Annotated in this window: 22 protein-coding genes; 15 read left to right on the top strand and 7 right to left on the bottom strand. The window is 63.6% G+C overall.

Features of this window, described 5'->3' with window-relative positions; translation table 11 throughout:
• Positions 1–678: DnaA N-terminal domain-containing protein (locus tag VG320_RS20730; RefSeq protein WP_327201934.1), on the bottom strand; the 678-nt coding region annotated here is incomplete at its 3' end.
• A gap of 456 nt (positions 679–1134) precedes the next feature.
• Between VG320_RS20730 and rpmH the strand changes: the two genes are divergently transcribed.
• The 4 genes from rpmH (at position 1135) to yidC (ending at position 3881) form a co-directional block, all read left to right on the top strand.
• The gene (gene rpmH / locus VG320_RS20725; protein ID WP_004198824.1) at positions 1135–1269 is read left to right on the top strand and encodes a 50S ribosomal protein L34; all 135 of its coding nucleotides are present in this window, start codon (positions 1135–1137) and stop codon (positions 1267–1269) included.
• An 87-nt stretch (positions 1270–1356) separates the two neighbouring features.
• A complete protein-coding gene (rnpA, locus tag VG320_RS20720) occupies positions 1357–1842 on the top strand; it encodes a ribonuclease P protein component (protein ID WP_414696086.1) in 486 nt (161 codons plus the stop codon).
• 107 nt (positions 1843–1949) lie between these two features.
• Positions 1950–2180, top strand: a complete 231-nt coding sequence (gene yidD / locus VG320_RS20715) for a membrane protein insertion efficiency factor YidD (RefSeq protein ID WP_327201933.1) — start codon at positions 1950–1952, stop codon at positions 2178–2180.
• A 30-nt stretch (positions 2181–2210) separates the two neighbouring features.
• Positions 2211–3881 carry a membrane protein insertase YidC gene (gene yidC / locus VG320_RS20710; protein WP_327201932.1) on the top strand — a complete coding sequence of 557 codons (1671 nt, stop codon included), beginning with the start codon at positions 2211–2213 and terminating at the stop codon, positions 3879–3881.
• 150 nt (positions 3882–4031) lie between these two features.
• Here yidC and VG320_RS20705 read toward each other — a convergent pair whose 3' ends face one another.
• Entirely contained in the window at positions 4032–4448 is a 417-nt protein-coding gene (locus VG320_RS20705; protein ID WP_327201931.1) for a transcriptional regulator, read from the bottom strand.
• Positions 4449–4814: 366 nt separating this feature from the next.
• On the opposite strand from VG320_RS20705, the gene mnmE reads away from it, so the two are divergent.
• The 4 genes from mnmE to VG320_RS20685 all read left to right on the top strand — a co-directional run bounded on the left by mnmE (position 4815) and on the right by VG320_RS20685 (position 8546).
• Positions 4815–6215 (top strand): tRNA uridine-5-carboxymethylaminomethyl(34) synthesis GTPase MnmE, encoded by a 1401-nt coding sequence (gene mnmE, locus VG320_RS20700; RefSeq protein WP_327201930.1) that lies wholly within the window; start codon positions 4815–4817, stop codon positions 6213–6215.
• Between the two features lie 215 nt (positions 6216–6430).
• Positions 6431–6631 (top strand): hypothetical protein, encoded by a 201-nt coding sequence (locus VG320_RS20695; protein WP_327201937.1) that lies wholly within the window; start codon positions 6431–6433, stop codon positions 6629–6631.
• Between the two features lie 215 nt (positions 6632–6846).
• The gene (locus tag VG320_RS20690) at positions 6847–7065 is read left to right on the top strand and encodes a hypothetical protein (protein ID WP_327201929.1); all 219 of its coding nucleotides are present in this window, start codon (positions 6847–6849) and stop codon (positions 7063–7065) included.
• 437 nt (positions 7066–7502) lie between these two features.
• The gene (locus VG320_RS20685) at positions 7503–8546 is read left to right on the top strand and encodes a S1C family serine protease (protein WP_327201928.1); all 1044 of its coding nucleotides are present in this window, start codon (positions 7503–7505) and stop codon (positions 8544–8546) included.
• A 34-nt stretch (positions 8547–8580) separates the two neighbouring features.
• Here the strand turns inward: VG320_RS20685 and VG320_RS20680 are convergent, their stop codons facing one another.
• The 3 genes from VG320_RS20680 to VG320_RS20670 all read right to left on the bottom strand — a co-directional run bounded on the left by VG320_RS20680 (position 8581) and on the right by VG320_RS20670 (position 10291).
• A complete protein-coding gene (locus tag VG320_RS20680) occupies positions 8581–8946 on the bottom strand; it encodes an ecotin precursor (RefSeq protein ID WP_327201927.1) in 366 nt (121 codons plus the stop codon).
• A 382-nt stretch (positions 8947–9328) separates the two neighbouring features.
• Complete coding sequence (locus tag VG320_RS20675; RefSeq protein ID WP_027815941.1) at positions 9329–9490, bottom strand: hypothetical protein; 162 nt, start codon at positions 9488–9490, stop codon at positions 9329–9331.
• A gap of 174 nt (positions 9491–9664) precedes the next feature.
• Positions 9665–10291 carry a LysE family translocator gene (locus VG320_RS20670; protein WP_327201926.1) on the bottom strand — a complete coding sequence of 209 codons (627 nt, stop codon included), beginning with the start codon at positions 10289–10291 and terminating at the stop codon, positions 9665–9667.
• 317 nt (positions 10292–10608) lie between these two features.
• On the opposite strand from VG320_RS20670, the gene sap1 reads away from it, so the two are divergent.
• The gene (sap1, locus tag VG320_RS20665; RefSeq protein WP_414696084.1) at positions 10609–10950 is read left to right on the top strand and encodes a surface attachment protein Sap1; all 342 of its coding nucleotides are present in this window, start codon (positions 10609–10611) and stop codon (positions 10948–10950) included.
• 155 nt (positions 10951–11105) lie between these two features.
• A complete protein-coding gene (locus VG320_RS20660) occupies positions 11106–11660 on the top strand; it encodes a YaeQ family protein (protein WP_327201925.1) in 555 nt (184 codons plus the stop codon).
• Between the two features lie 30 nt (positions 11661–11690).
• Here VG320_RS20660 and VG320_RS20655 read toward each other — a convergent pair whose 3' ends face one another.
• Positions 11691–12092, bottom strand: coding sequence for a VOC family protein (locus VG320_RS20655; protein WP_327201935.1), 402 nt, complete (start codon positions 12090–12092; stop codon positions 11691–11693).
• 441 nt (positions 12093–12533) lie between these two features.
• Here VG320_RS20655 and ada point away from each other — a divergent pair, with 441 nt between their 5' ends.
• The 5 genes from ada to VG320_RS20630 all read left to right on the top strand — a co-directional run bounded on the left by ada (position 12534) and on the right by VG320_RS20630 (position 18214).
• A complete protein-coding gene (gene ada / locus VG320_RS20650) occupies positions 12534–13700 on the top strand; it encodes a bifunctional DNA-binding transcriptional regulator/O6-methylguanine-DNA methyltransferase Ada (protein WP_327201924.1) in 1167 nt (388 codons plus the stop codon).
• 86 nt (positions 13701–13786) lie between these two features.
• Entirely contained in the window at positions 13787–14689 is a 903-nt protein-coding gene (locus VG320_RS20645) for a DNA-3-methyladenine glycosylase family protein (protein WP_414696085.1), read from the top strand.
• Between the two features lie 270 nt (positions 14690–14959).
• Positions 14960–16582 (top strand): glutamate--cysteine ligase, encoded by a 1623-nt coding sequence (gshA, locus tag VG320_RS20640; protein WP_327201922.1) that lies wholly within the window; start codon positions 14960–14962, stop codon positions 16580–16582.
• Positions 16583–16761: 179 nt separating this feature from the next.
• Positions 16762–17253, top strand: a complete 492-nt coding sequence (locus VG320_RS20635; RefSeq protein ID WP_327201921.1) for a hypothetical protein — start codon at positions 16762–16764, stop codon at positions 17251–17253.
• 238 nt (positions 17254–17491) lie between these two features.
• Positions 17492–18214, top strand: a complete 723-nt coding sequence (locus VG320_RS20630; RefSeq protein ID WP_327201920.1) for an OmpA family protein — start codon at positions 17492–17494, stop codon at positions 18212–18214.
• A gap of 65 nt (positions 18215–18279) precedes the next feature.
• Here the strand turns inward: VG320_RS20630 and VG320_RS20625 are convergent.
• The coding region (locus tag VG320_RS20625) for a DHA2 family efflux MFS transporter permease subunit (protein ID WP_327201919.1) at positions 18280–19366 on the bottom strand (1087 nt) is incomplete at its 5' end.

Genomic DNA, 19366 nt, shown 5'->3' with positions numbered 1-19366 from the left:
CTGGTTCGCCTTACCGGTCACGAAATTGTCGAACGTGAGCACGGGGTTGAGCTTCGAGCGCTCGTAGGTCGGATCGGGCTCGCCGCCGTTCGCTGCGGCGGCCGCAGCCGCGCTTTGGCCCGGCCGCCAGCTGCGGCGGCCTGCGGCGGCTTCGTTGGCGTCGAGGCTCGGCAGATCGAGGTCGGCGGCGTCGTCACGTGCGGCGGCGGCTGCCGCTGCGTTGGCCTGCGCCAGTTGGGCCGCCGCCAGCGCCGAATTCGGACCAGCCGGATTCGCTGCGCTGGCCTGGTGGCCCGTCTGTTGGCTTGTGTGCGGGGTTGCCTGATAAGCCGGTGCCTGAGCGGCCTGCAACGCAGGTTCGTATTGCGCAGGCGCGCTCGCCAGCGGCGCGCGCGGTGCAGCTGCGGCCGGTTGGGGCGCGCGCATACCCGCCTTCGGATCGAGGACGAACTGCACATCGACCGGGCTCTGCCAGAAGTCGCGCGCCATATCGGTGATACGGCCCGAGAACTGGCTCTTGACCCAGTCGAGTTTGAAGCGGTTGGGTGCGGCTATCTGCAGCGTGTTCGCCGCAGCATCGAAGGCAACCGGGGCCAACGGCTTGATCCACGTCACGTACTGCTGGGGCGTCAGCTCGCGCTCCAGTAGTGCGGAACAGTGTTGCCAGAATTCGTTCATCGAGTTGCTGTGGTCGTTTTGTTTGCAGGCATTGCGGCCGCGCCGCGCGTGTCGCACAAATGCAACGGGGCCCTGACGGGGCGACGGCAAATGCTCCGGAAGCCCGCGCGGCAAAGGGTTTGCGGCAAGCAGGCGGGCCGGAGCGGCATGCAGGATTCTTGGGATAGGCGAGATTCTAACGCCGATTTCTCCTGGCCTGGGAGTTATCCACAGGGACGGATCAACGCATGGCGTGTTCGCGCCCCATCGGCGGAACCTGGTCGCAGCAAGGCCGCAGCGAGCCATTCCCAGGGTGCGACCAGGGCGAATTTATGCGTGCCGGCACCCTAAGCTATTGACGACCAAGGAAAAACGGGATTAAATAGCGGGTTCCGCGAAAACCAATCCCTTGTACCACCGGCCATTGCTTTTTTCCGCGATGCTCGCCGCGGTCATTTCTCAACAAGTGAGAGCAACATGAAACGTACTTACCAACCTTCCGTTACCCGTCGCAAGCGTACCCACGGTTTCCGCGTGCGCATGAAGACCGCCGGTGGCCGCAAAGTGATCAACGCACGCCGTGCGAAGGGTCGCAAGCGCCTCGCGATCTAAGCGACGCTTCCCAGTGTTGTCGATAGCTTCGCTATCTGCACGATCGACGATAGCGGGGCTGACGTGACACTGCCGGAACAGCCGGAATTGCCGGAAGAATCGGGCAAAGCGGACGATGTGTGCGCCGCCTCGCTGCGAACGCAGGCCGCTTTCCCGAAGGCCGCAAGGCTACTGAAAACGGATGAGTTCTCATCCGTTTTTCGTTTGCGCCCCTGGCGCCGTACCGAGCACTTCGTCGTGTACGGTCGACCTACAGGCCAGGACGCGCGGCTCGGGCTTGTGATCGGCAAGAAGTACGCGCCGCGCGCGGTTACGCGCAACCTGGTGCGCCGCATTGCCCGCGAGGCGTTTCGCGTGCGCCGCGCGCAGTTCGAAGGTTTCGATCTGCTGCTGCGTCTGCATACGAAATTCGACCGCAAGGCCATGCCGGGCGCCTCGTCGCCGCCGCTCAAGGCGCTTTGCCGCACCGAAATCGAGGCTTTGCTCGAAAAAGCAGCACGCGAGGTCGCGAAGCGCAACGTCGCGACTCCGGTTGCGGCGGCGCCCGCTCCTCAGGCGCCTGACGCTTCATGAGTGCGATGCGCGAACCGCGTGTTTGCGCCGCGCACGCCACATCCGCGCTCCACGCGGGTGCGGCAAGTTGTCCGTCTTCCCACGCGGCGCTCTCTGGCCGCCACGCCATGCAAACGGTACTGATCGCTTTACTGCGTTTCTACAAGCTTGCCGTGAGTCCTTATCTCGGCAACCGCTGCCGTTTTTATCCTTCCTGTTCGGATTACGCACGCGAGGCAATCCAGTATCATGGCGCCGCGCGCGGGACTTACCTCGCCGCCCGGCGGCTGTGCCGCTGCCACCCGTTTTCGGCGGGCGGCGTCGATCCGGTCCCGCCTGCACCCCCGAATAAGCGCTGATGCGCCATTCCATCGACACTGAGACAACGCATGGATATCAAACGCACCGTCCTATGGGTCATCTTCTTCATGTCAGCGGTCATGCTGTACGACAACTGGCAGCGCGACCACGGACGTCAGTCGATGTTCTTCCCGAGCGCGACGCAAACGCAGACCGCCGCCAGCGGCACGGCTGCCGCGAGCGCGCCTGACGCCGCTTCCGATCTGCCGGCCGCGGCCGCAGGCGCAGCGCCCACCGGCACGGCGCAGCCCGCCGCCGCCACCGCCCAGCTCGTGCACTTCCACACCGACGTCTACGACGGTGAGATCGACACGCGCGGCGGCACGCTCACGAAGCTTTCGCTCGTGAAGGAAGGCGACGGCAAGCAGCCCGACCAGTACATCACGCTGTTCGACCACACCAAGGACCACACGTACCTCGCACGTACGGGTCTGCTCGGTGGCGACTTCCCGAACCACAACGACATCTACACGGCCGCGCCCGGTCCGCGCGAGCTGAGCGGCGACGCCGGTTCGTTCCAGATCAGCCTCGATTCGCCCGAAAAGAGCGGCGTGAAGGTCACCAAGACCTACACGTTCACGAAGGGCAGCTATGTGATCGGCGTGGACACGAAGGTGCAGAACCTGGGCAGCACGCCGGTTTCGCCCACGCTCTACATGGAGCTGGTGCGCGACAGCGAGCCGGTGGAAACGCCGCGCTTCTCGCACACCTTCATCGGCCCGGCGGTGTACTCGAACGAGCATCACTTCCAGAAGATCTCGTTTAGCGACATCGACAAGAACAAGGCTGATTTCGTGAACCAGGCGGATAACGGCTGGGTTGCGATGGTGCAGCATTACTTCGCGACCGCGTGGATTCCGCAGCAAGGCGTCAAGCGCGACATCTACGTCGAGAAGTTCGACAACTCGCTGTATCGCGTGGGCGTGAAGCAGCCGCTCGGCACGATCGCTCCGGGTGCGACCGACAACGTGCAGGCGCGCCTCTTTGCCGGTCCGGAAGAAGAGCGCATGCTCGAAGGCATCGCGCCGGGTCTGGAGCTGGTGAAGGACTATGGCTGGGTAACGATCATCGCCAAGCCGCTGTTCTGGTTGCTCGAGAAGATCCACGGCTATGTGGGCAACTGGGGCTGGGCGATTGTTCTGCTCACGCTGCTTATCAAGGCGGTGTTCTTCCCGCTGTCGGCTGCGAGCTACAAGTCGATGGCGCGCATGAAGGAAATCACGCCGCGCATGCAGGCACTGCGCGAGCGCTTCAAGAGCGACCCGCAGAAGATGAATGCGGCGCTCATGGAGCTGTACAAGACCGAGAAGGTGAATCCGTTCGGCGGCTGTCTGCCGGTGGTGATCCAGATTCCGGTGTTCATCTCGCTGTACTGGGTGCTGCTCTCGTCGGTGGAAATGCGCGGTGCGCCGTGGATTCTGTGGATTCACGACCTTTCGCAGCAGGATCCGTTCTTCATCCTGCCGGTGCTGATGGCCGTCTCGATGTTCCTGCAAACGCGTCTGAACCCGACGCCGCCGGACCCCGTCCAGGCCAAGATGATGATGTTCATGCCGATCGCGTTCTCGGTCATGTTCTTCTTCTTCCCGGCGGGTCTGGTGCTGTACTACGTCGTGAACAACGTGCTCTCGATCGCGCAGCAGTACTACATCACGCGCATGATGGGCAAAGGCAAGAAGAAGGAAAAGGAAGCCGCGTAACTGCGCTGCTTCAAGCGAAGGCGGTACGTGATGCCGCTTTCGCCTACGCCTCTTCAGGGCCACAAAAACAAAGCCGCCTGACGCATGTCAGGCGGCTTTTTTCATGGTCAGGCGGTTTGCGTGGTGCCCGGGCGATACTGCGCTCTGGAGTCAGTCAGGACCGCCGTAGAACTGCGAAACCAGCTCTTCCACGAGGTAACGTTGATGCGCGCTCAACGACTCGATCTTCGAAGCCAGTTCGATGGTCTCCTCGGAAAGCGGGTATTTGTCGTCATGCTTGCGCGGCTTCGGCACGGCAGCCGCGGTCTTGCCCGGTGGCGGACCGTAGTGGAGCCAATGCACGTCCACGTTGAACCACTCGGCCAGCGTTTCGAGCTTGTCGCTCGTGGGAATGGTGCGGCCGCTCAACCACTTGTGAGCGGTTTGGGGCGAGACGGGCTGTTCGCCGCGATGGCGCAGGTTGAACCGGTTCGCGAGATCGGTGCTGCCGCGCAGTTTTTCGGGCGCACGCTTCATGGCGATCTCAAGACGTTTCGCGAAGGCGGCTTTTTCTTCAGGGGTTGGCATGACGCTGATTGTGCAATCGGCTTTCGTCGAAGTTGACAACCAGTTGGGCTATATATAGCTCATGAAAGCTGCAAATCGCCTAAAAACGCAACTACCTCAACTATTTGTCGCATGTGCGAAGAGGCAAGCTGGCTGGTTATTTTTTGTCCCTACATGGGATTTTTGTCCCAAATTTAGTCTCGAATTTTAAGACAACGCTTATCTAATTTGAGATAAATTCAGATCATTCCCGATCTCGCCCTAGACCGGGAATCGCCAGGCCCACGCGTTACAATCCACGCAGCTTCGCGCGTCTACGCCAGAACGCCTCTGGGCGCCGGCGCCGCCTCTTCCCGAACTCACCGATTCACCTCGACTTCACCCGCCATGCTCTCCACCGATACCGATCCCATCGTCGCCATTGCCACTGCGCCCGGTCGCGGCGGAATCGGGGTCGTGCGGGTATCGGCCGGCCGCGCGGGTGCCGCCGCCGCCGAGGCGCTCATGCAAGCGCTGACTGGCCAGACACTGGCCGCGCGCCATGCGAGCTACGTACCGTTCCTCGACGGCGCGGGCACCGTGCTGGATCGCGGCATCGCGCTGTACTTTCCGGCGCCGCATTCGTACACGGGCGAGCACGTGCTCGAACTGCAGGGCCACGGCGGCCCGATCGTGCTGCAACTGGTCCTGCAACGCTGCATCGAAGCGGGTCGCGCCTTCGGCCTGCGTCTGGCCGAACCGGGTGAATTCACGCGTCGCGCGTTCCTCAACGACAAGCTCGATCTCGCCCAGGCCGAAGCCGTTGCCGACCTGATCGAAGCGAGCACGGAAGCCGCCGCGCGTTCGGCGGGCCGCTCGCTCGATGGTGCGTTTTCGCGCGATATCCACGCGCTGGTCGACGACGTCGTGACGCTGCGCATGCTGGTGGAAGCGACGCTCGATTTCCCCGAGGAGGAAATCGACTTTCTCGAAGCCGCCGACGCGCGCGGCAAGCTCGGTGCGATTCGCGCGCAGCTCGACCATGTGCTCTCGGAGGCGCGTCAGGGCGCGCTTCTGCGCGAGGGATTGGCGGTCGTGCTCGCGGGGCAGCCGAACGTCGGCAAATCGTCGCTGCTCAACGCGCTCGCGGGCGCGGAACTCGCGATCGTCACGCCGGTGGCGGGCACCACGCGCGACAAGATTTCCCAGACGATCCAGATCGAAGGTATTCCGCTGCACATCATCGACACGGCAGGTCTGCGTGAAACCGAAGACGAAGTCGAGAAGATCGGCATCGAACGCACCTGGAGCGAAATCGGCCGCGCCGACGTCGTGTTGCATCTGCTCGACGCACGCGTGGGTATGACGGCGGAAGACGATACGATCGCCGCGCGCTTTCCGGCGGACGTGCCGGTCGTGCGCGTGCTCAACAAGACCGATCTGACCGATGTGGCGCCCGAAGTGGCGAAGCGCGCGATGGATCATGGCGCCGAGCTTTGCGAAGTGCGCCTGTCGGCCAAACAGGGCGCTGGCGTCGCGCTGCTGCGTGCGGAACTGCTGCGCATCGCGGGCTGGCAAGCCGGCGCGCAGAGCGTTTATCTCGCGCGCGAACGCCATTTGATCGCGCTGCGTGCGGCGCGAGAGCATCTCGCTCAGGCTGCGGATCATGCTCAACAAAACGCGCAGTCGCTCGATCTCTTCGCGGAAGAACTGCGGCTTGCCCAGGAGTCGCTGAATTCGATTACCGGCGAGTTCACCTCTGACGATCTGCTCGGCGTGATTTTTAGCCGGTTCTGCATCGGGAAGTAATCGGGGAATAAGCAGGATCCCCAATCAATTGCATCGTCAACAGATTGGGCTGCTTATACCGTCGGCAATCAGTAAGGATTGTGAATTGATTGCATCCGGTTACACCGGGCCTGCATGCTGCGGCCCTTGATCTTTACCGCCGTAACCAGCGGTCACACATCGTTTCGTTTTCAAACCTCGCTTTTGCCGACAATAAAGGCATTCGGGAGAACACCATGAAAACGTTTCGATTAATTTGCACCGTAATTGCTGCCGCGGGTGTTGCGACGCTAACAGGCTGCGTTGTCGCTCCGCCTTATGCTTACGCGCCAGCACCTGCATATGGTTACGGTTACGCTCCAGGTTATTACGCCGCGCCTGCAGTCGATATTGGGGTCGGCGTTGGTGGTTATTATGGCCACGGCTGGCGACGTTAAGGACAACGGTACAACACCAGGAAATCTCCTGGCTCAAGCGTATCAACCAAACGCAGAGGGCGCTGAAAGCGCCTTCTGGCGGGCCTTCGGCTTATCTGCTCGAACTCCCTCTCTCCCCCCTATCAATTGTGATAGCTAGTCACCGGCTACCGGCGAACTAGAGTGGCTAAACAGATCCAATAAATGAGATTTGACCAAACCGGGGGCCGAACAACATGATGTTCATTGATCAGGAAATCGCGCACATCATGCGCGTTATGGTGCCATCGCTTTTGACCGACGGCACGGTTCCGATTCTTTCCGTCGAGTACTGGCATCGCCGCCTGTCGAATCTGCTCGACTCGGCCCAGCTCTCGCAAACCCAGTTTCGTACGATCGACTCGCTGATGACGCAACTCGAGCGTCTTCAACTCAAGGCGCGCCTCGCCGCCTGACGAGCCGACCGGCGCGCAGCCCGCCAATAAAGGGCGCCGCAATACCGATTTGATTTACCTCGCCATGTAACCCGAGCATGGATTAGCCCGCCAATGTGCGGGCTTCTTTCTTTCAGGCGGCGATTTTCACCTTGCACATACTGGCGGCCCAAAAAAATAGCCGCGGCAGGGGCCGCGGCGAAAGAGCTTGCCAACTACTGTTGCCGACTACCGACAACACGGCGCGAGGGGACGTCGCCGCAAAACCATTGTCGTAGCTCACCGGTAGCGCTTCAATGGCTGCGTGGCCGATCTGACAATCGTTGACCTTCGCCACCAGGAATCAATCTGTCCCTTGGCGCAACTTTGCCGCGTCCCAGGTGGGATTTGGCCACGTCTCTTGAAATCGACCTGCAACCCCTGCATGTACGGCGCACTTTCATCGGAGAATTCTGATCGTGGGAAGCCGTCCATCCTTCATCGACGATCTCGCGCGCGACCTGTCACCCGAACGTGCGGATAGCGCGAGCACTCGTTCTCACGGCGACGAAGCCTTGCTCGACGCCTATTCGCAAACCGTCATCGGCGCGCTCGAGCGCGTGCAGCACGCTGTCGCTCATATCGCGGTCGAGCGCCGCGCAAATTCCGGCAGTCCGGGCGCGGCGCGCGGCGGTACCGGATCGGGGTTTCTGTTCACGCCCGACGGCTATCTGCTCACCAACAGCCATGTCGTACACGGCGCCAGCGCGCTGCGCGTGACGCTCGCCGACGGCTCGACCTACGACGCCGATCTGGTCGGCGACGATCCGAGCACCGATCTCGCGGTGCTGCGCATCGGCGCTTCCGAGATCTTGCCGCATGCGCAGCTCGGTGAGTCCGCGAAACTGCGCGTCGGTCAGATCGCGATCGCGGTGGGCAGTCCGCTTGGTCTTGCGCAGACGGTCACGACGGGCGTGGTGTCGGCGCTCGGCAGATCGTTACGTTCGGACTCCGGACGGATGATTTACGACGTGATCCAAACCGACGCCGCGCTCAATCCGGGCAATTCGGGCGGACCGCTCGTCAATTCGGCGGGACAGGTGATCGGCGTGAACACGGCGATCATTCCGGGTGCGCAAGCGATCTGCTTCGCCACGGCGATCGATTCGGCGAAATGGGTCATCACGCAACTGTTCGCGCATGGGCGCGTGCGGCGTGCCCACGTGGGCATCGCGGGTACAACCGTGCCGATCGCCCGCAAGGTGCAGCGCTTTTTCGAACTGGGCGCAACCAGCGGCGTGCGCGTAATGGAAGTGGTGAAGGGCGGTCCCGCCGCGCTGGGCGGGTTGCGCGTGGACGATACGATCGTCGCGATCGACGGCGTGGCTGTGGATGGCATCGATGCGCTTCAGCGTCTGCTCGACGCCTCGCGCATCGGCCGTTCTGTCGAATTCAGCGTCGTGCGGCTCACGCAGAAGCTGGAACTGCAGATCACGCCGGTCGAGCAGGCGGTTCTCGCCTGAGCGCGGCGAGCCCGCTTGGCGTGGATATGTAGAGTTACCAGCCGGGTTGGCCGTAGCCGTCGTTATAGCCTTCATAGCGCGGGGGCGGCGGGGCCGGTTGCGGCGGCGCGCACGGCACATAACGGCCCGAATACTGGTCGTAACAACCGCCGGGCGCCGGGGCGGCCACGTAGACCGGAGCGGGTTCGGCATACACCGGCACGGGCGCCGGAGCGGGCTCCGCATAGACGGGCGCCTGATAGGCCACAGCCGGGCCGTTGATCGCCGCGCCCACCACCGCGCCAATCAGCGCGCCGCCGACAAGCGCGCCCACCACATCGCCGCCATGATCGTGCGCGCTGGCCGGGCCAGCCGCCATCACACATCCCGCCACCACCAGTACGGCTGCAATCTTACGCATGATGTTCTCCCTGAGAACCTTTGAAAACATGCGAGCGATTGTCGCTGCGAAGCGCGGAAACAGGTGATGCAAGTGGTAACGCCGAATTACGCAGCCGATGAATTACGGCGCGCGGGGAGGAGGTCTTGATTGAGATTCGCCAGTTTCGGCATCCGGCTCAGACGGAGGCGGCGCTGGATCGCGACGCCTGCCGGCGCCGGGACAAAGCAGGGATAGGGCGATGGAGCAGACCATCAGCGCGAACAGGGCGACGAAATACGTCATCCAGGAGAACTCGAATTCCACGAGTGCCTCCGTCCATCAAATGGACCGGGCGCGCCCTCCGCACGGCGCATGGACGACGAACCCGGTGCAGGTGCCGGGCCGCCGTTCATGCCGCCAGTCAGTGATGCAGGATGCTACGCAGCGGATGACGCCAGTCGATATGGGGTGCACCCGCTTCCACGCGCTGCCGATGCTCCTCGAGAATTTCGTCCGAGAACAGGAAAACGACGATGACGAGGGGGATGACCAGAAACGCGCCCAGTATTACGTGCTCGATCACGATAACCTCCTGGTTGTCAAGCGGTTGCGGGTTCATTGTAGCCGGAAAGCTACAGCTTGTACTGCGGGCGAATACTGATTCATCGGAAGCAGGGTGCGCCGCCGCACGCAAGCGCTTGAGCAGGTGACGTGCCTGGAGTTCTCCCAGTTGACGCCAGCGCCAAAGGCGCGTCTTTCAAGCCGCCGACTTCTTCCAGACCGCGGCAAACAGGCCCGCACCGATAAGGAGCGACCCACCGGTGCGATTGATCGCGCGCTGAACGCGCGGGCTACGCACTGCGCGCCGTGCAGCCGCCGCGAGCAAGGCGTAGCCAAAGGCGTTGAGCGTGGCAAGCGCAAGGAAGGTGGCTTCGAAGATGACGATCTGCGGTAGCACGGCGGCGTGCTGGTCGATGAACTGCGGCACGAAGGCGACGAAGAAAATCAGGCTCTTCGGATTGAGCGCGGTGACGGCGTAGGCGTGCGCGAAGATGCGGCCGGTGCGCGTCTCGGACGTATCGGCGGATTCGGCGGTCATGACAGGCGCGCGCCAGAGCTTGATGCCCAGATAAATCAGATATGCCGCGCCAACCCATTTGAGCACCGAGAAAAGCGCCGCGGAAGCCGCCAGGATCACGCCCAGGCCGAGCATCGAGGCCGTCATCGCGGTGAAGTCGCCCAGCGCGACGCCGGCGGTGGTCGCGAGCGCGTAGCGACGGCCATGACCGAGCGCATAGGACACGACGAGCAGAACCGTCGGCCCCGGAATGGCGACGAGTATGGCCGATGCGATCGCAAACGGCAGCCAGTGGGCAAGGGTCATGACGGTCTCCACGTTCTCTATAGGGAGCCCCGATTTATCCACGAAGATTTCGGTAGCGCAAGAGGGCGGCTGGCATCATTTTTCTTCTGTATCCGGCGAAGAATGGCGCGCCTTCGAGGCGCTTGCCCGGAAAATCTGTGTGCGCTGCGTCAACCCCGGCTGATAAGCCCGCGCGCCCCTGGACGGCACGACCCTGTTGCATTCGCACACGAGAATTGCTTGCAGTCCGCTCTTGGTCGCGTAGATTCAGAAAGTCGGCACAGGCATAGAAGTTAAATACATAGCTAACCTGAATAAAATTCCCTACGGAGACAAACATGAAAATGCTATCTACGATGGCCCTGCTCGCCGCCGGCCTCCTGTGCGCGGTGTCCTCGCAAGCACAGGACGTCGCCGTCAAGCCGCAGCAAACCGTGCAGTTCAAGCCCGGATCGTACGGTTGCCTGTCGAAGGACAAGCTCGATGCTGTGTCGCTGCATGAACAGGCCGGCGAGCATCAGCAGATGCAGGAGTACTTCGCGGATTTCCGTTGCCTCTCGACGCCGGAAAACGAGACCTTTCGCGTCGTGCGCGTCGACGGTCACGACATCGAATTCGTGAACGCCGCCAACGCCGACGATCAAGGCCTCTGGACCAGCGATCGCTTCATCAGGCAGTGAATCGGGTAGTAATGCACGTAGTCAAGCGTCGCAGCATTGTCATTTTCGTGTCAGACCATCCAGGATGACCCGGCACGCCGCTGTCTGATGATTGCGGCACAGTTCGTGCTGGAACTCGCTATCATGTGCGGCTTTTGCGCGGCGCGGGATTCGGTATGGCACTCAAATCGACCATCTTCAAGGCAGAACTGCAGATTGCGGACATGGACCGGCATTACTACGCCGACCATGCGCTCACGATCGCCTGCCACCCCTCCGAAACCGACGATCGCATGATGGTCCGCATCGCCGCCTTTGCGCTGTTCGCAGGCGAGCGTCTGGAGTTCTGCAAGGGTCTGTCCGACACCGACGAACCGGATCTCTGGTGCAAGGACTACACCGGCGCCATCCAGACCTGGATCGAAGTCGGCCAGCCGGACGAGCGGCGCATCGCCAAGGCCAGCGGCCGCTCGGAAGAAGTCATCGTGATCGCCTATGGCGGGCGCACCTCGGACATCTGGTGGCAGGGCGTGCGCAGCAAGGTCGAACGCCTGCGCAACGTGACCGTCTGGTCGCTGGGCGAGGGCGTGGCGGCTTCGCTGGGCAAGCTTGCGGAACGCACCATGCGCCTGCAATGCACGGTTCAGGACGGCGCTGCGTGGATCGGCAGCGAGAAGAGCGAGCCGGTCGCGGTCGAATGGACGGTCTACAAGGCGCCCGAAAACGTGTGAGCGAGGATGCCGTCGCAGCGTCGTCGCGGATCAGGCAGCCGGCGGCCCTTTAAGCTCGATCATGTTGCCTTCCGGGTCGAATAGATACAGCGACGGCCCGAAACCTTCCGCGCCATAGCGCTGCACCACATCGCCTGGGTGCGCGCCAGCCTGAATGAGCCAGGCCTTCAGCGCCTCGCCGTCAAACGGCTCCACGCGCAGACAGAGATGATCCATGTTGCGGCCCGCGCCGCTCGGCGCGTGACGGTCGAGCGGCCCGCCCGCCGTGATCAGATCGACCAGCGAGCGCCCCGCGCGCAATTGCACCAGTCCCAGTTCGCGCTCCTCACGTTCGACGTGACAGCCCAGCACCTCACAGTAAAAGCGAGTCAGAGCCGGCAGATCCGCCGCGCGGATCACCACATGGTCGATTTCGCGAATCTGGATCTGCATGGTGTCCACCGCTGCGGGGCGCGTCATTGCGTCCATGCAGTGTAGGAGGAATCCAGCGGGGAACGCGGGCGCAGCGCTTGCAAAAACGCTGGACGAAAAAAAGCCCGCTGCTGTGAGCGGGCTTAATCCATATCAGGAGGAGACATGGAGGAGACAAGAACCACTATACACAGCGGTCTGACGCGTTGCAACAAGTTTTTAAGGGAAAACCCGCAATGGTGCCAAATTGTCGCACCGCCCTTCCAGGGTGCAGACGCCGCCCCTGAAAGGGGCAGATTTGTGACAGATCGCCGTGGCCCAAACAGGCAAAATAGAGGCTGAAGCAGAGGTGACGTGGGAGCCTGGCGCTCGCCCGAACGACAGCGCAAGATCCGGCGCGTCCGTGCGTATACGCAGGGCTACAGTGGGACCATCGAATCTGCTCTCACCGGGAGTCATGACATGAACGCCGTCCCTTCCACCGCTTCAGCCCCCCTCGACGCCGCCGCCGACGCCGCGCGCTGGGCCGCCATTTCGGCACGCGATGCGCGCGCCGACGGCCAGTTCTTCTACGGCGTGCGCACCACCGGCGTGTTCTGCCGCCCGTCCTGCGCGTCGCGCCTGCCGCGCCCCGAAAACGTCGAATTCTTCCCCGATGCCGAGAGCGCCCGCGCCGCCGGCTACCGCGACTGCAAACGCTGCCGTCCTGGCGGCCTGCCACGCGAACTGGAGATCGTACGGCGCGCCTGCGCGGCGCTCGACGCCGATCCCCAGGAGCGCCTCACGCTCGCCCAGCTCGGCGAGGCGGTGCATCTGAGCCCGTTCCACCTGCAGCGCCTCTTCAAGCGCGTGCTGGGCGTCTCGCCGCGCCAATATCAGGCTGCGCGACGCGGCGCGGTTCTGCGCGACGCGCTGGCACAAGGCACCGACGTCACGCGAGCAAGCGCCGATGCGGGCTTCAACTCGTCGTCGCGGCTTTACGAGAGCGTGGCAGGCGAACTGGGCATGGCGCCTTCGGCGTTCCGGCGCAAGGGCGCGGGCCTCACGATCCGCTATGCGAGCGCGCTCACGCCGCTTGGGCGCGTAATCGTCGCTGCGACGGACAAGGGCATCTGCCGGATCGCTTTCGGCGACAGTGCGAAGGCATTGAGCGAAAGCCTGCATGCCGATTTCGCGAACGCCCGATGCGTCGAGGACGCCGCAGCCCTCGCGCCCTTCGTCGCGCAGATCGACGCCTATCTGCACGGCCGCAGCGAGCGCATCGAGCTGCCGCTCGACCTGTCTGCGACGGCGTTCCAGCAACGCGTCTGGGACGCGCTCCAGCGCATTCCCTATGGCGAAACCCGCAGCTACAGCGAAATCGCCGAGACCGTGGGCTCACCGCGCGCGGTGCGCGCCGTGGCGAGCGCGTGCGCGTCGAACCCGGTGGCGCTGGCGATTCCGTGCCATCGCGTCGTGCAAAAGGGTGGCTCACTCGCGGGCTATCGCTGGGGCCTCGAGCGCAAGGCCGCGCTGATCGACGCGGAAGCACGCGCGGGCGAGGTGCATGTGCTGCCCGAAGCCGTGCAGCCCACCACCAGAGTCGAACGGCGCGAGCGCGCCAACAACCCACCGGAGACCACTGTTTGAGCGCTGTCCAGCCATCTGTTGAAGCCTTCGAAGTCGCGGGCGCCACGCTCGAACTGCCGTTTCGCGCGCCCTACGACTGGCCGCGCATGCTGCGCTTTCTGGCGGGCCGCGCAACGCCCGGCGTCGAAGCCGTCGAGGATGGAGCGTGGCTGCGCGCCATCGACTTCAACGGCGCGAGCGGCACGCTTGCCGTGCGCCGCCATGCGCGCAAGCGTTGCCTCGTCGCGCAGATCGACGGGCCGGTGAGCGTGCATGCGGCCGCGCTCGCAGCGCCCCTTGCACGCGTGTTCGATATCCATGCGGATCCTGCCGCGATCCAGACAGGCCTGGGCGACGATCCGTGGCTCGGGCCGCTTGTCGCTGCCGCGCCTGGCTTGCGCGTGCCGGGCGCCTGGTCGGGCTTCGAGCTGGTGGTGCGCGCGATCGTCGGCCAGCAGGTCAGCGTGAAGGCCGCGACGACAATCGTCGGGCGCCTCGTCGAGCGGGTCGGCAAGCCTATCGAGGGCCACCCCCACGCGCGCACGGCGTGGCGCTTTCCCACGCCTGCGGCGCTTGCCGCGGCGGATCTCACCGGCATCGGCATGCCGGGCAAGCGCATCGCGGCGCTACAGGGCTTCGCGGCGGCCGTGGCAAGCGGCGCGGTCGCTATCGAACGATCGCCAGCGCCCGATCAAGGCCGCAAAGCCAGCGCGGCAGACGCAGCAGCGCAACGCGCCACGCTCGACGCGATGCGTGCAGCGCTGCTCGCGCTGCCGGGCATTGGCCCGTGGACGGTCGAATACGTGGCGATGCGCGCCTGGCGCGATGCCGATGCCTGGCCCGCCACCGATCTCGTGCTGATGCAGACCATCGCGGCACGCGACCCCGCGCTCGTGCGCGCCACGCAACAGCGCGCCCGCACGGATGCCTGGCGGCCATGGCGCGCCTACGCGGCCATGCATCTCTGGAACGAAATCGCCGATCGCGCGGGTGCCGCACGCGGCGGCTGAGGTGCGGCAATCCACGCGATAACGACGGCTTCGACAATCCTGCGCCGGTCGCTGCCGCGTCGCTGCGCAAATCGCTTAAAACCTTGTCGGCATTGGCTTCCAGCGCGGTCAACCCAGCCGCAAAGGCAGGCCCGAAGTGGCCTCAAGCAGGTCTTTCGGCGAGATGTTAAAGTGCCCGCTACCGAAAAATTCCCTGCCAGCGGCGCACGCATTTACGCAACAGCGCGCAATTAGCGATGCCGCCGCCGGCCAGTGCCCGACCTGCCCTCAATGCCAGACACGACCTCTACACGCACGAACGACGTTCTCACGCAGCGCCTTTCCGTGCTGAGCGCCGGGCCGCATCGCGACGCGCTCACGCGCGGTCTGCGCGGCATCGAAAAGGAAAGCCTGCGGGTCACGCGCAACGGCCATCTCGCCATGACGCCGCATGCCGCGGCGTTGGGTTCGGCGCTTACGCATCCGTCGATCACGACCGATTATTCGGAAGCCTTGATCGAGATCATCACACCTGCCGAGCAGGACGCCTCGATCACGCTCGACAAGCTCGACGAGCTGCATCGCTACGTCTATAGCGTGCTCGCGCGCGACGGCGAGATGCTCTGGAACGAATCGATGCCAGGCGTGCTGCCCGCCAGCGACGACGGCATTCCTATCGCCCGCTACGGCAGCTCGAATATCGGCAAGCTGAAGTACGTCTACCGCATGGGTCTGGCGCTGCGCTATGGCCGCACCATGCAGTGCATCGCCGGCATCCACTACAACTATTCGCTCAACGAAGAAGTGTGGCGCGTGCTGCATGCGCACGATCAATCGACAGCCACGCAGACGGACTATCAGTCGGAACGCTATCTCGCGCTGATCCGCAATTTCCGCCGCACTAGCTGGCTGCTGATGTATCTGTTCGGCGCCTCGCCCGCGCTCGACGCGCGCTTTCTGCGCGGGCGCGAAAACACGCTGCAAAGCCTCGACGCCGACACGCTCTATCTGCCCTACGCAACGAGCCTGCGTATGAGCGACCTGGGCTACTCGAACACCACGGGTCAGTCCGCGTTGCGCGCCGACTACGACACGCTGCCGGGTTATCTCGACGCGCTCGCGCAGGCCGTGAGCCAGCCGTATCCGCCTTACGAGGCGATCGGCACGCATCGCGACGGCGAGTGGGTGCAGATCAACACCAACATCCTGCAGATCGAAAACGAGTTCTATTCGACGATCCGCCCCAAGCGCGTGACCTGGCCCGGCGAGCGGCCGCTGCATGCGCTCGCCGCGCGCGGCGTGCAGTACGTCGAAGTGCGCTGCATGGACATCGACCCGTTCGAGCCCACTGGCATTTCACTGGAGGCGGCACGTTTTCTCGATGCCTACCTGCTTGCCTGCGCGCTCGACGACAGCCCGCTGTTGCCCGAAGCCGATTACGCAGAGGCGAACGAGAACTTCGGCCTCGTCACCAAGGAAGGGCGCAAGCCGGGCCTCGCGCTCACGCGCGGCGGCCAGAGCGTGGCGATGCAGGACTGGGCGACGGAACTGTTCGAGAAGATCGAACGCACGGCGGCGGCGCTCGACGCGCTGCACGGCGGCGACGCGCATGCACGCGCGCTGGCCGCCCAGCGCGCGAAGCTCGCCGATGCGTCGCTGACGCCTTCGGCGCGCGTGCTGCAAACCATGCGCGACCAGCAGCAAACCTTCCTGCAATTTGCGCTCGCGCAAAGCGAGCGCCATGCGGCGGATTTCCTCGCACGACCGCTCGACGCACAGACGACGGCTCACTTCGACCAACTCGCACGCGAATCGCTCGACGAGCAGGCCAAGCTCGAGCGCGAGGAAGTCGGTTCGTTCGACGCGTTTGTGGCGGCTTATCGCGCTTATACGCTCAATCGCTTCAGCGTCTGAGCGCGGGTTTTTCTGACTGCAGGTGCGGCGCAGCGGGCATCGCACTTGCGCGCCTGCCCTTAAGCGGCGCCCGCCGCGCTTCCATCCCTTATAGTCATGCGAGGACTCCAACGAGTCACGCCAACGACAAACGGACGGGCCGCGCAGCGCGCGTGCCCCTTAAGGGAGGAACCCACGCGATGAAACGAACCCTGCCGATCCTGCTCTGCGCGGCGCTGGCAGCCTGCGCGCCGCGCGGCCAGGTCAACCCCGACGTCATGCAGATCGCCACCGCACCGCTGACCTGCAGCGACAAGCCCCAGTGCGACATCTGGTGGCAACGCGCCCAGGACTGGGTGCGCGGCCATTCGATGTACGAAGTCCAGACCGTCACCGACTCGCTGATCCAGACCGCCGGCCCCGGCGGCGGCAAGCGCGCGCTCGCTTACGAGATCACGAAGACTTCGAACGGCGACGGCACCACCACCATCGGCTTCGCGGCTCACTGCGACAGTTCGATCGGCTGCAAGCCCGATCCGTGGGCGGCGGGTGCGGCGTTCAAGCAGTACGTGCGCACCGGCATCGAACAGTCGATCCCGGGCTCGAACAACAAGAGCGATATGGGCGACACCGGCTCAGCGCCGCTGCCCGCCTCGGCGGCGGCACCGACTGCATCGGCCTCGGCGCCTTGACGCTGGCCCGCGCTTCATGATGTACGTGCAAGCCCCGGCTCTGTCCGGGGCTTTGTGTATGCGGTTCTGCGAATTATCTTAAGTAGAACAACGCATATTAAGACGGACTTCGAATCGAATCATTTCGATTGCGGATTTAAGCATTTTCTGATTGAGCGGGTTATCGAGGAACCGTATTGTGAGCCAGCTTCGGCGCATGCCGGACGGTTTCACTACTCCTCAATCATTCGAATCCAAAATGAAAATGCGACTTCTGCCAGTCAGCGTGCTGGCCTTCCTGATCGTCGTCGCCGCCGGCTGCACCACCGCATCGGGGCCCATGCATAACCTCGACGTCGTGACGCTTGCCAACGGCACCCAGGCTTATCGCGTGCAATGTCTCGGGCTGCTCGAAAGCTCGAAGGAATGCATGAAGAAGGTCAACGAGATCTGCGGCGACAAACAGCCTCTGCGCGTCTCGTCGGTCGATCGCGCGGCTTCTGGCTTCAAGCCGGAAAACGATCCGCGTGAAATCCTGTTCGTCTGTCAGGCGCCGCAGCCGGCTGTGCAGGAAGCCCCGCCGCCTCCGCCGCCGCCGGTCCAGCAGCCGGTCGTCCAGAAAGCGCCGCGCACGATCACGCTGAACGCGGACGCCAACTTCGCGATCAACAAGTACGACCTGCTGCCGGCGGGCAAGCAGGCGCTCGACAAGTTCATCGCGGACAGCGACGGCGTGAACATCGGCACGGTTATCGTCGACGGTCATACCGACTCGACCGGCTCGAAGGCCCTGAACGACCGCCTCTCGCAGCGCCGCGCGCAAACCGTGCGCAACTATCTGCAATCGCACGGCCTGCACGCCGGCCAGTACGAAGTGCACGGCTACGGCGCAACGAAGCCTGTCGCGTCGAACGCCACCGTGGAAGGCCGCTCGCAGAACCGCCGCGTCGAAATCCAGACTGAAGGCGTAACCGCCCGCTAAGGCTGCAACTCGACTTAGGTCTTAGGACTTAGGCTGTAGAACCAGACGGGACCGTCCTTGAGCCATCAGTGGCCCATCGACGGTCCCGCGCCCTTTCTGGGCTTCGTAATCCACACCAGCACGGCCAGCACGAGAAACACGCCGCAGGAAATGCGGAAGAAGTCGTTGGTCGCCATCATGTAGCCTTGCGACGTCACCACGTCGTTGATCTTCGCGGTCATGCTTTGGCCCGCGTAACCCAGGCTAGTCAATGCGTCCTGATACGCGGTGGTATTCGGCGAATACACATTCACCGATTCCGTCAGCACCGCATGGTGATAGATCGCGTCGTCTTCCCAGAACGTCGTGCTCACAGCCGTACCAATCGCGCCGGACAGCGTGCGCAGGAAGTTCGACAGGCCCGAAGCGCTCGCCAGGCGCTCGTCGGAAATGCTCGAAAGCGTGATGGTCGTCATCGGCACGAAGAAGCCCGCTACGCCGATACCCTGCACCAGGCGCGGCAGGATCACGTGATCGAAGGGCACGTCTAGCGTGAAGGTGGAATTCCAGATCGACACGAAGGCAAACACCAGGAACGCGATGCTCGCCACCAGCCGCAGATCGAGCCTGTGCATATTGCGTCCGATCAAGGGCGAAAGCACGAGCGCGAGCAGGCCGACCGGCGCGGTCGCGAGGCCCGCGATCCCGGCCGTGTAGCCCATCACCGTTTGCAGCCACAGCGGGAAGATCACCACCGAGCCAAAAAACGCCATAAAGCCGAACGAGATGATGAGCGCGCCAAGCGCGAAGTTGCGGTCGCGAAACAGCGAGAGATCGACAACTGGCTCTTTTTCGGTGGCTTCCCACGCGAGCATGAAGGCCAGCGACACGGCAGCGATCACCGCCAGTGCGACGATGAACTTCGAGCTGAACCAGTCGCGGTCTTTGCCCAGGTCCAGCATCATCTGCAGACACGACACGCCGATCACGAGCAGCGCAAGGCCAACGGCGTCGATGCGCTGCTTCGTGATCTTTGTTTCACGGCCGCGCAGCAGCAGGTAAGCGCACACACCAGAGAACAGGCCGATTGGCACGTTGATGTAGAAGATCCACGGCCAGGTGAAGTTGTCGGTGATGTAGCCGCCCATCACGGGTCCGAAGATCGGCGCGACG

This window comes from Paraburkholderia sp. (assembly GCF_035948235.1).
Lineage (GTDB): Bacteria > Pseudomonadota > Gammaproteobacteria > Burkholderiales > Burkholderiaceae > Paraburkholderia.
The sequence above is the reverse complement of the archived record's forward strand: the minus strand, read 5'-3'. Positions and strand labels throughout refer to the sequence as shown.

Bases quoted from the DNA above. Each gene is read 5' to 3' on its own strand.
- sap1 (WP_414696084.1), top strand. From the start codon at position 10,609: ATGAAAATGCTATCTACGATGGCCCTGCTCGCCGCCGGCCTCCTGTGC.
- VG320_RS20630 (WP_327201920.1), top strand. From the start codon at position 17,492: ATGAAAATGCGACTTCTGCCAGTCAGCGTGCTGGCCTTCCTGATCGTC.
- VG320_RS20670 (WP_327201926.1), bottom strand. From the start codon at position 10,291: ATGACCCTTGCCCACTGGCTGCCGTTTGCGATCGCATCGGCCATACTC.
- VG320_RS20680 (WP_327201927.1), bottom strand. From the start codon at position 8,946: ATGCGTAAGATTGCAGCCGTACTGGTGGTGGCGGGATGTGTGATGGCG.
- VG320_RS20635 (WP_327201921.1), top strand. From the start codon at position 16,762: ATGAAACGAACCCTGCCGATCCTGCTCTGCGCGGCGCTGGCAGCCTGC.
- yidC (WP_327201932.1), top strand. From the start codon at position 2,211: ATGGATATCAAACGCACCGTCCTATGGGTCATCTTCTTCATGTCAGCG.
- VG320_RS20690 (WP_327201929.1), top strand. From the start codon at position 6,847: ATGATGTTCATTGATCAGGAAATCGCGCACATCATGCGCGTTATGGTG.
- rpmH (WP_004198824.1), top strand. From the start codon at position 1,135: ATGAAACGTACTTACCAACCTTCCGTTACCCGTCGCAAGCGTACCCAC.
- VG320_RS20695 (WP_327201937.1), top strand. From the start codon at position 6,431: ATGAAAACGTTTCGATTAATTTGCACCGTAATTGCTGCCGCGGGTGTT.
- ada (WP_327201924.1), top strand. From the start codon at position 12,534: ATGAACGCCGTCCCTTCCACCGCTTCAGCCCCCCTCGACGCCGCCGCC.
- gshA (WP_327201922.1), top strand. From the start codon at position 14,960: ATGCCAGACACGACCTCTACACGCACGAACGACGTTCTCACGCAGCGC.
- VG320_RS20660 (WP_327201925.1), top strand. From the start codon at position 11,106: ATGGCACTCAAATCGACCATCTTCAAGGCAGAACTGCAGATTGCGGAC.
- VG320_RS20705 (WP_327201931.1), bottom strand. From the start codon at position 4,448: ATGCCAACCCCTGAAGAAAAAGCCGCCTTCGCGAAACGTCTTGAGATC.
- yidD (WP_327201933.1), top strand. From the start codon at position 1,950: ATGCAAACGGTACTGATCGCTTTACTGCGTTTCTACAAGCTTGCCGTG.
- VG320_RS20655 (WP_327201935.1), bottom strand. From the start codon at position 12,092: ATGCAGATCCAGATTCGCGAAATCGACCATGTGGTGATCCGCGCGGCG.
- mnmE (WP_327201930.1), top strand. From the start codon at position 4,815: ATGCTCTCCACCGATACCGATCCCATCGTCGCCATTGCCACTGCGCCC.
- VG320_RS20645 (WP_414696085.1), top strand. From the start codon at position 13,787: ATGCTGCGCTTTCTGGCGGGCCGCGCAACGCCCGGCGTCGAAGCCGTC.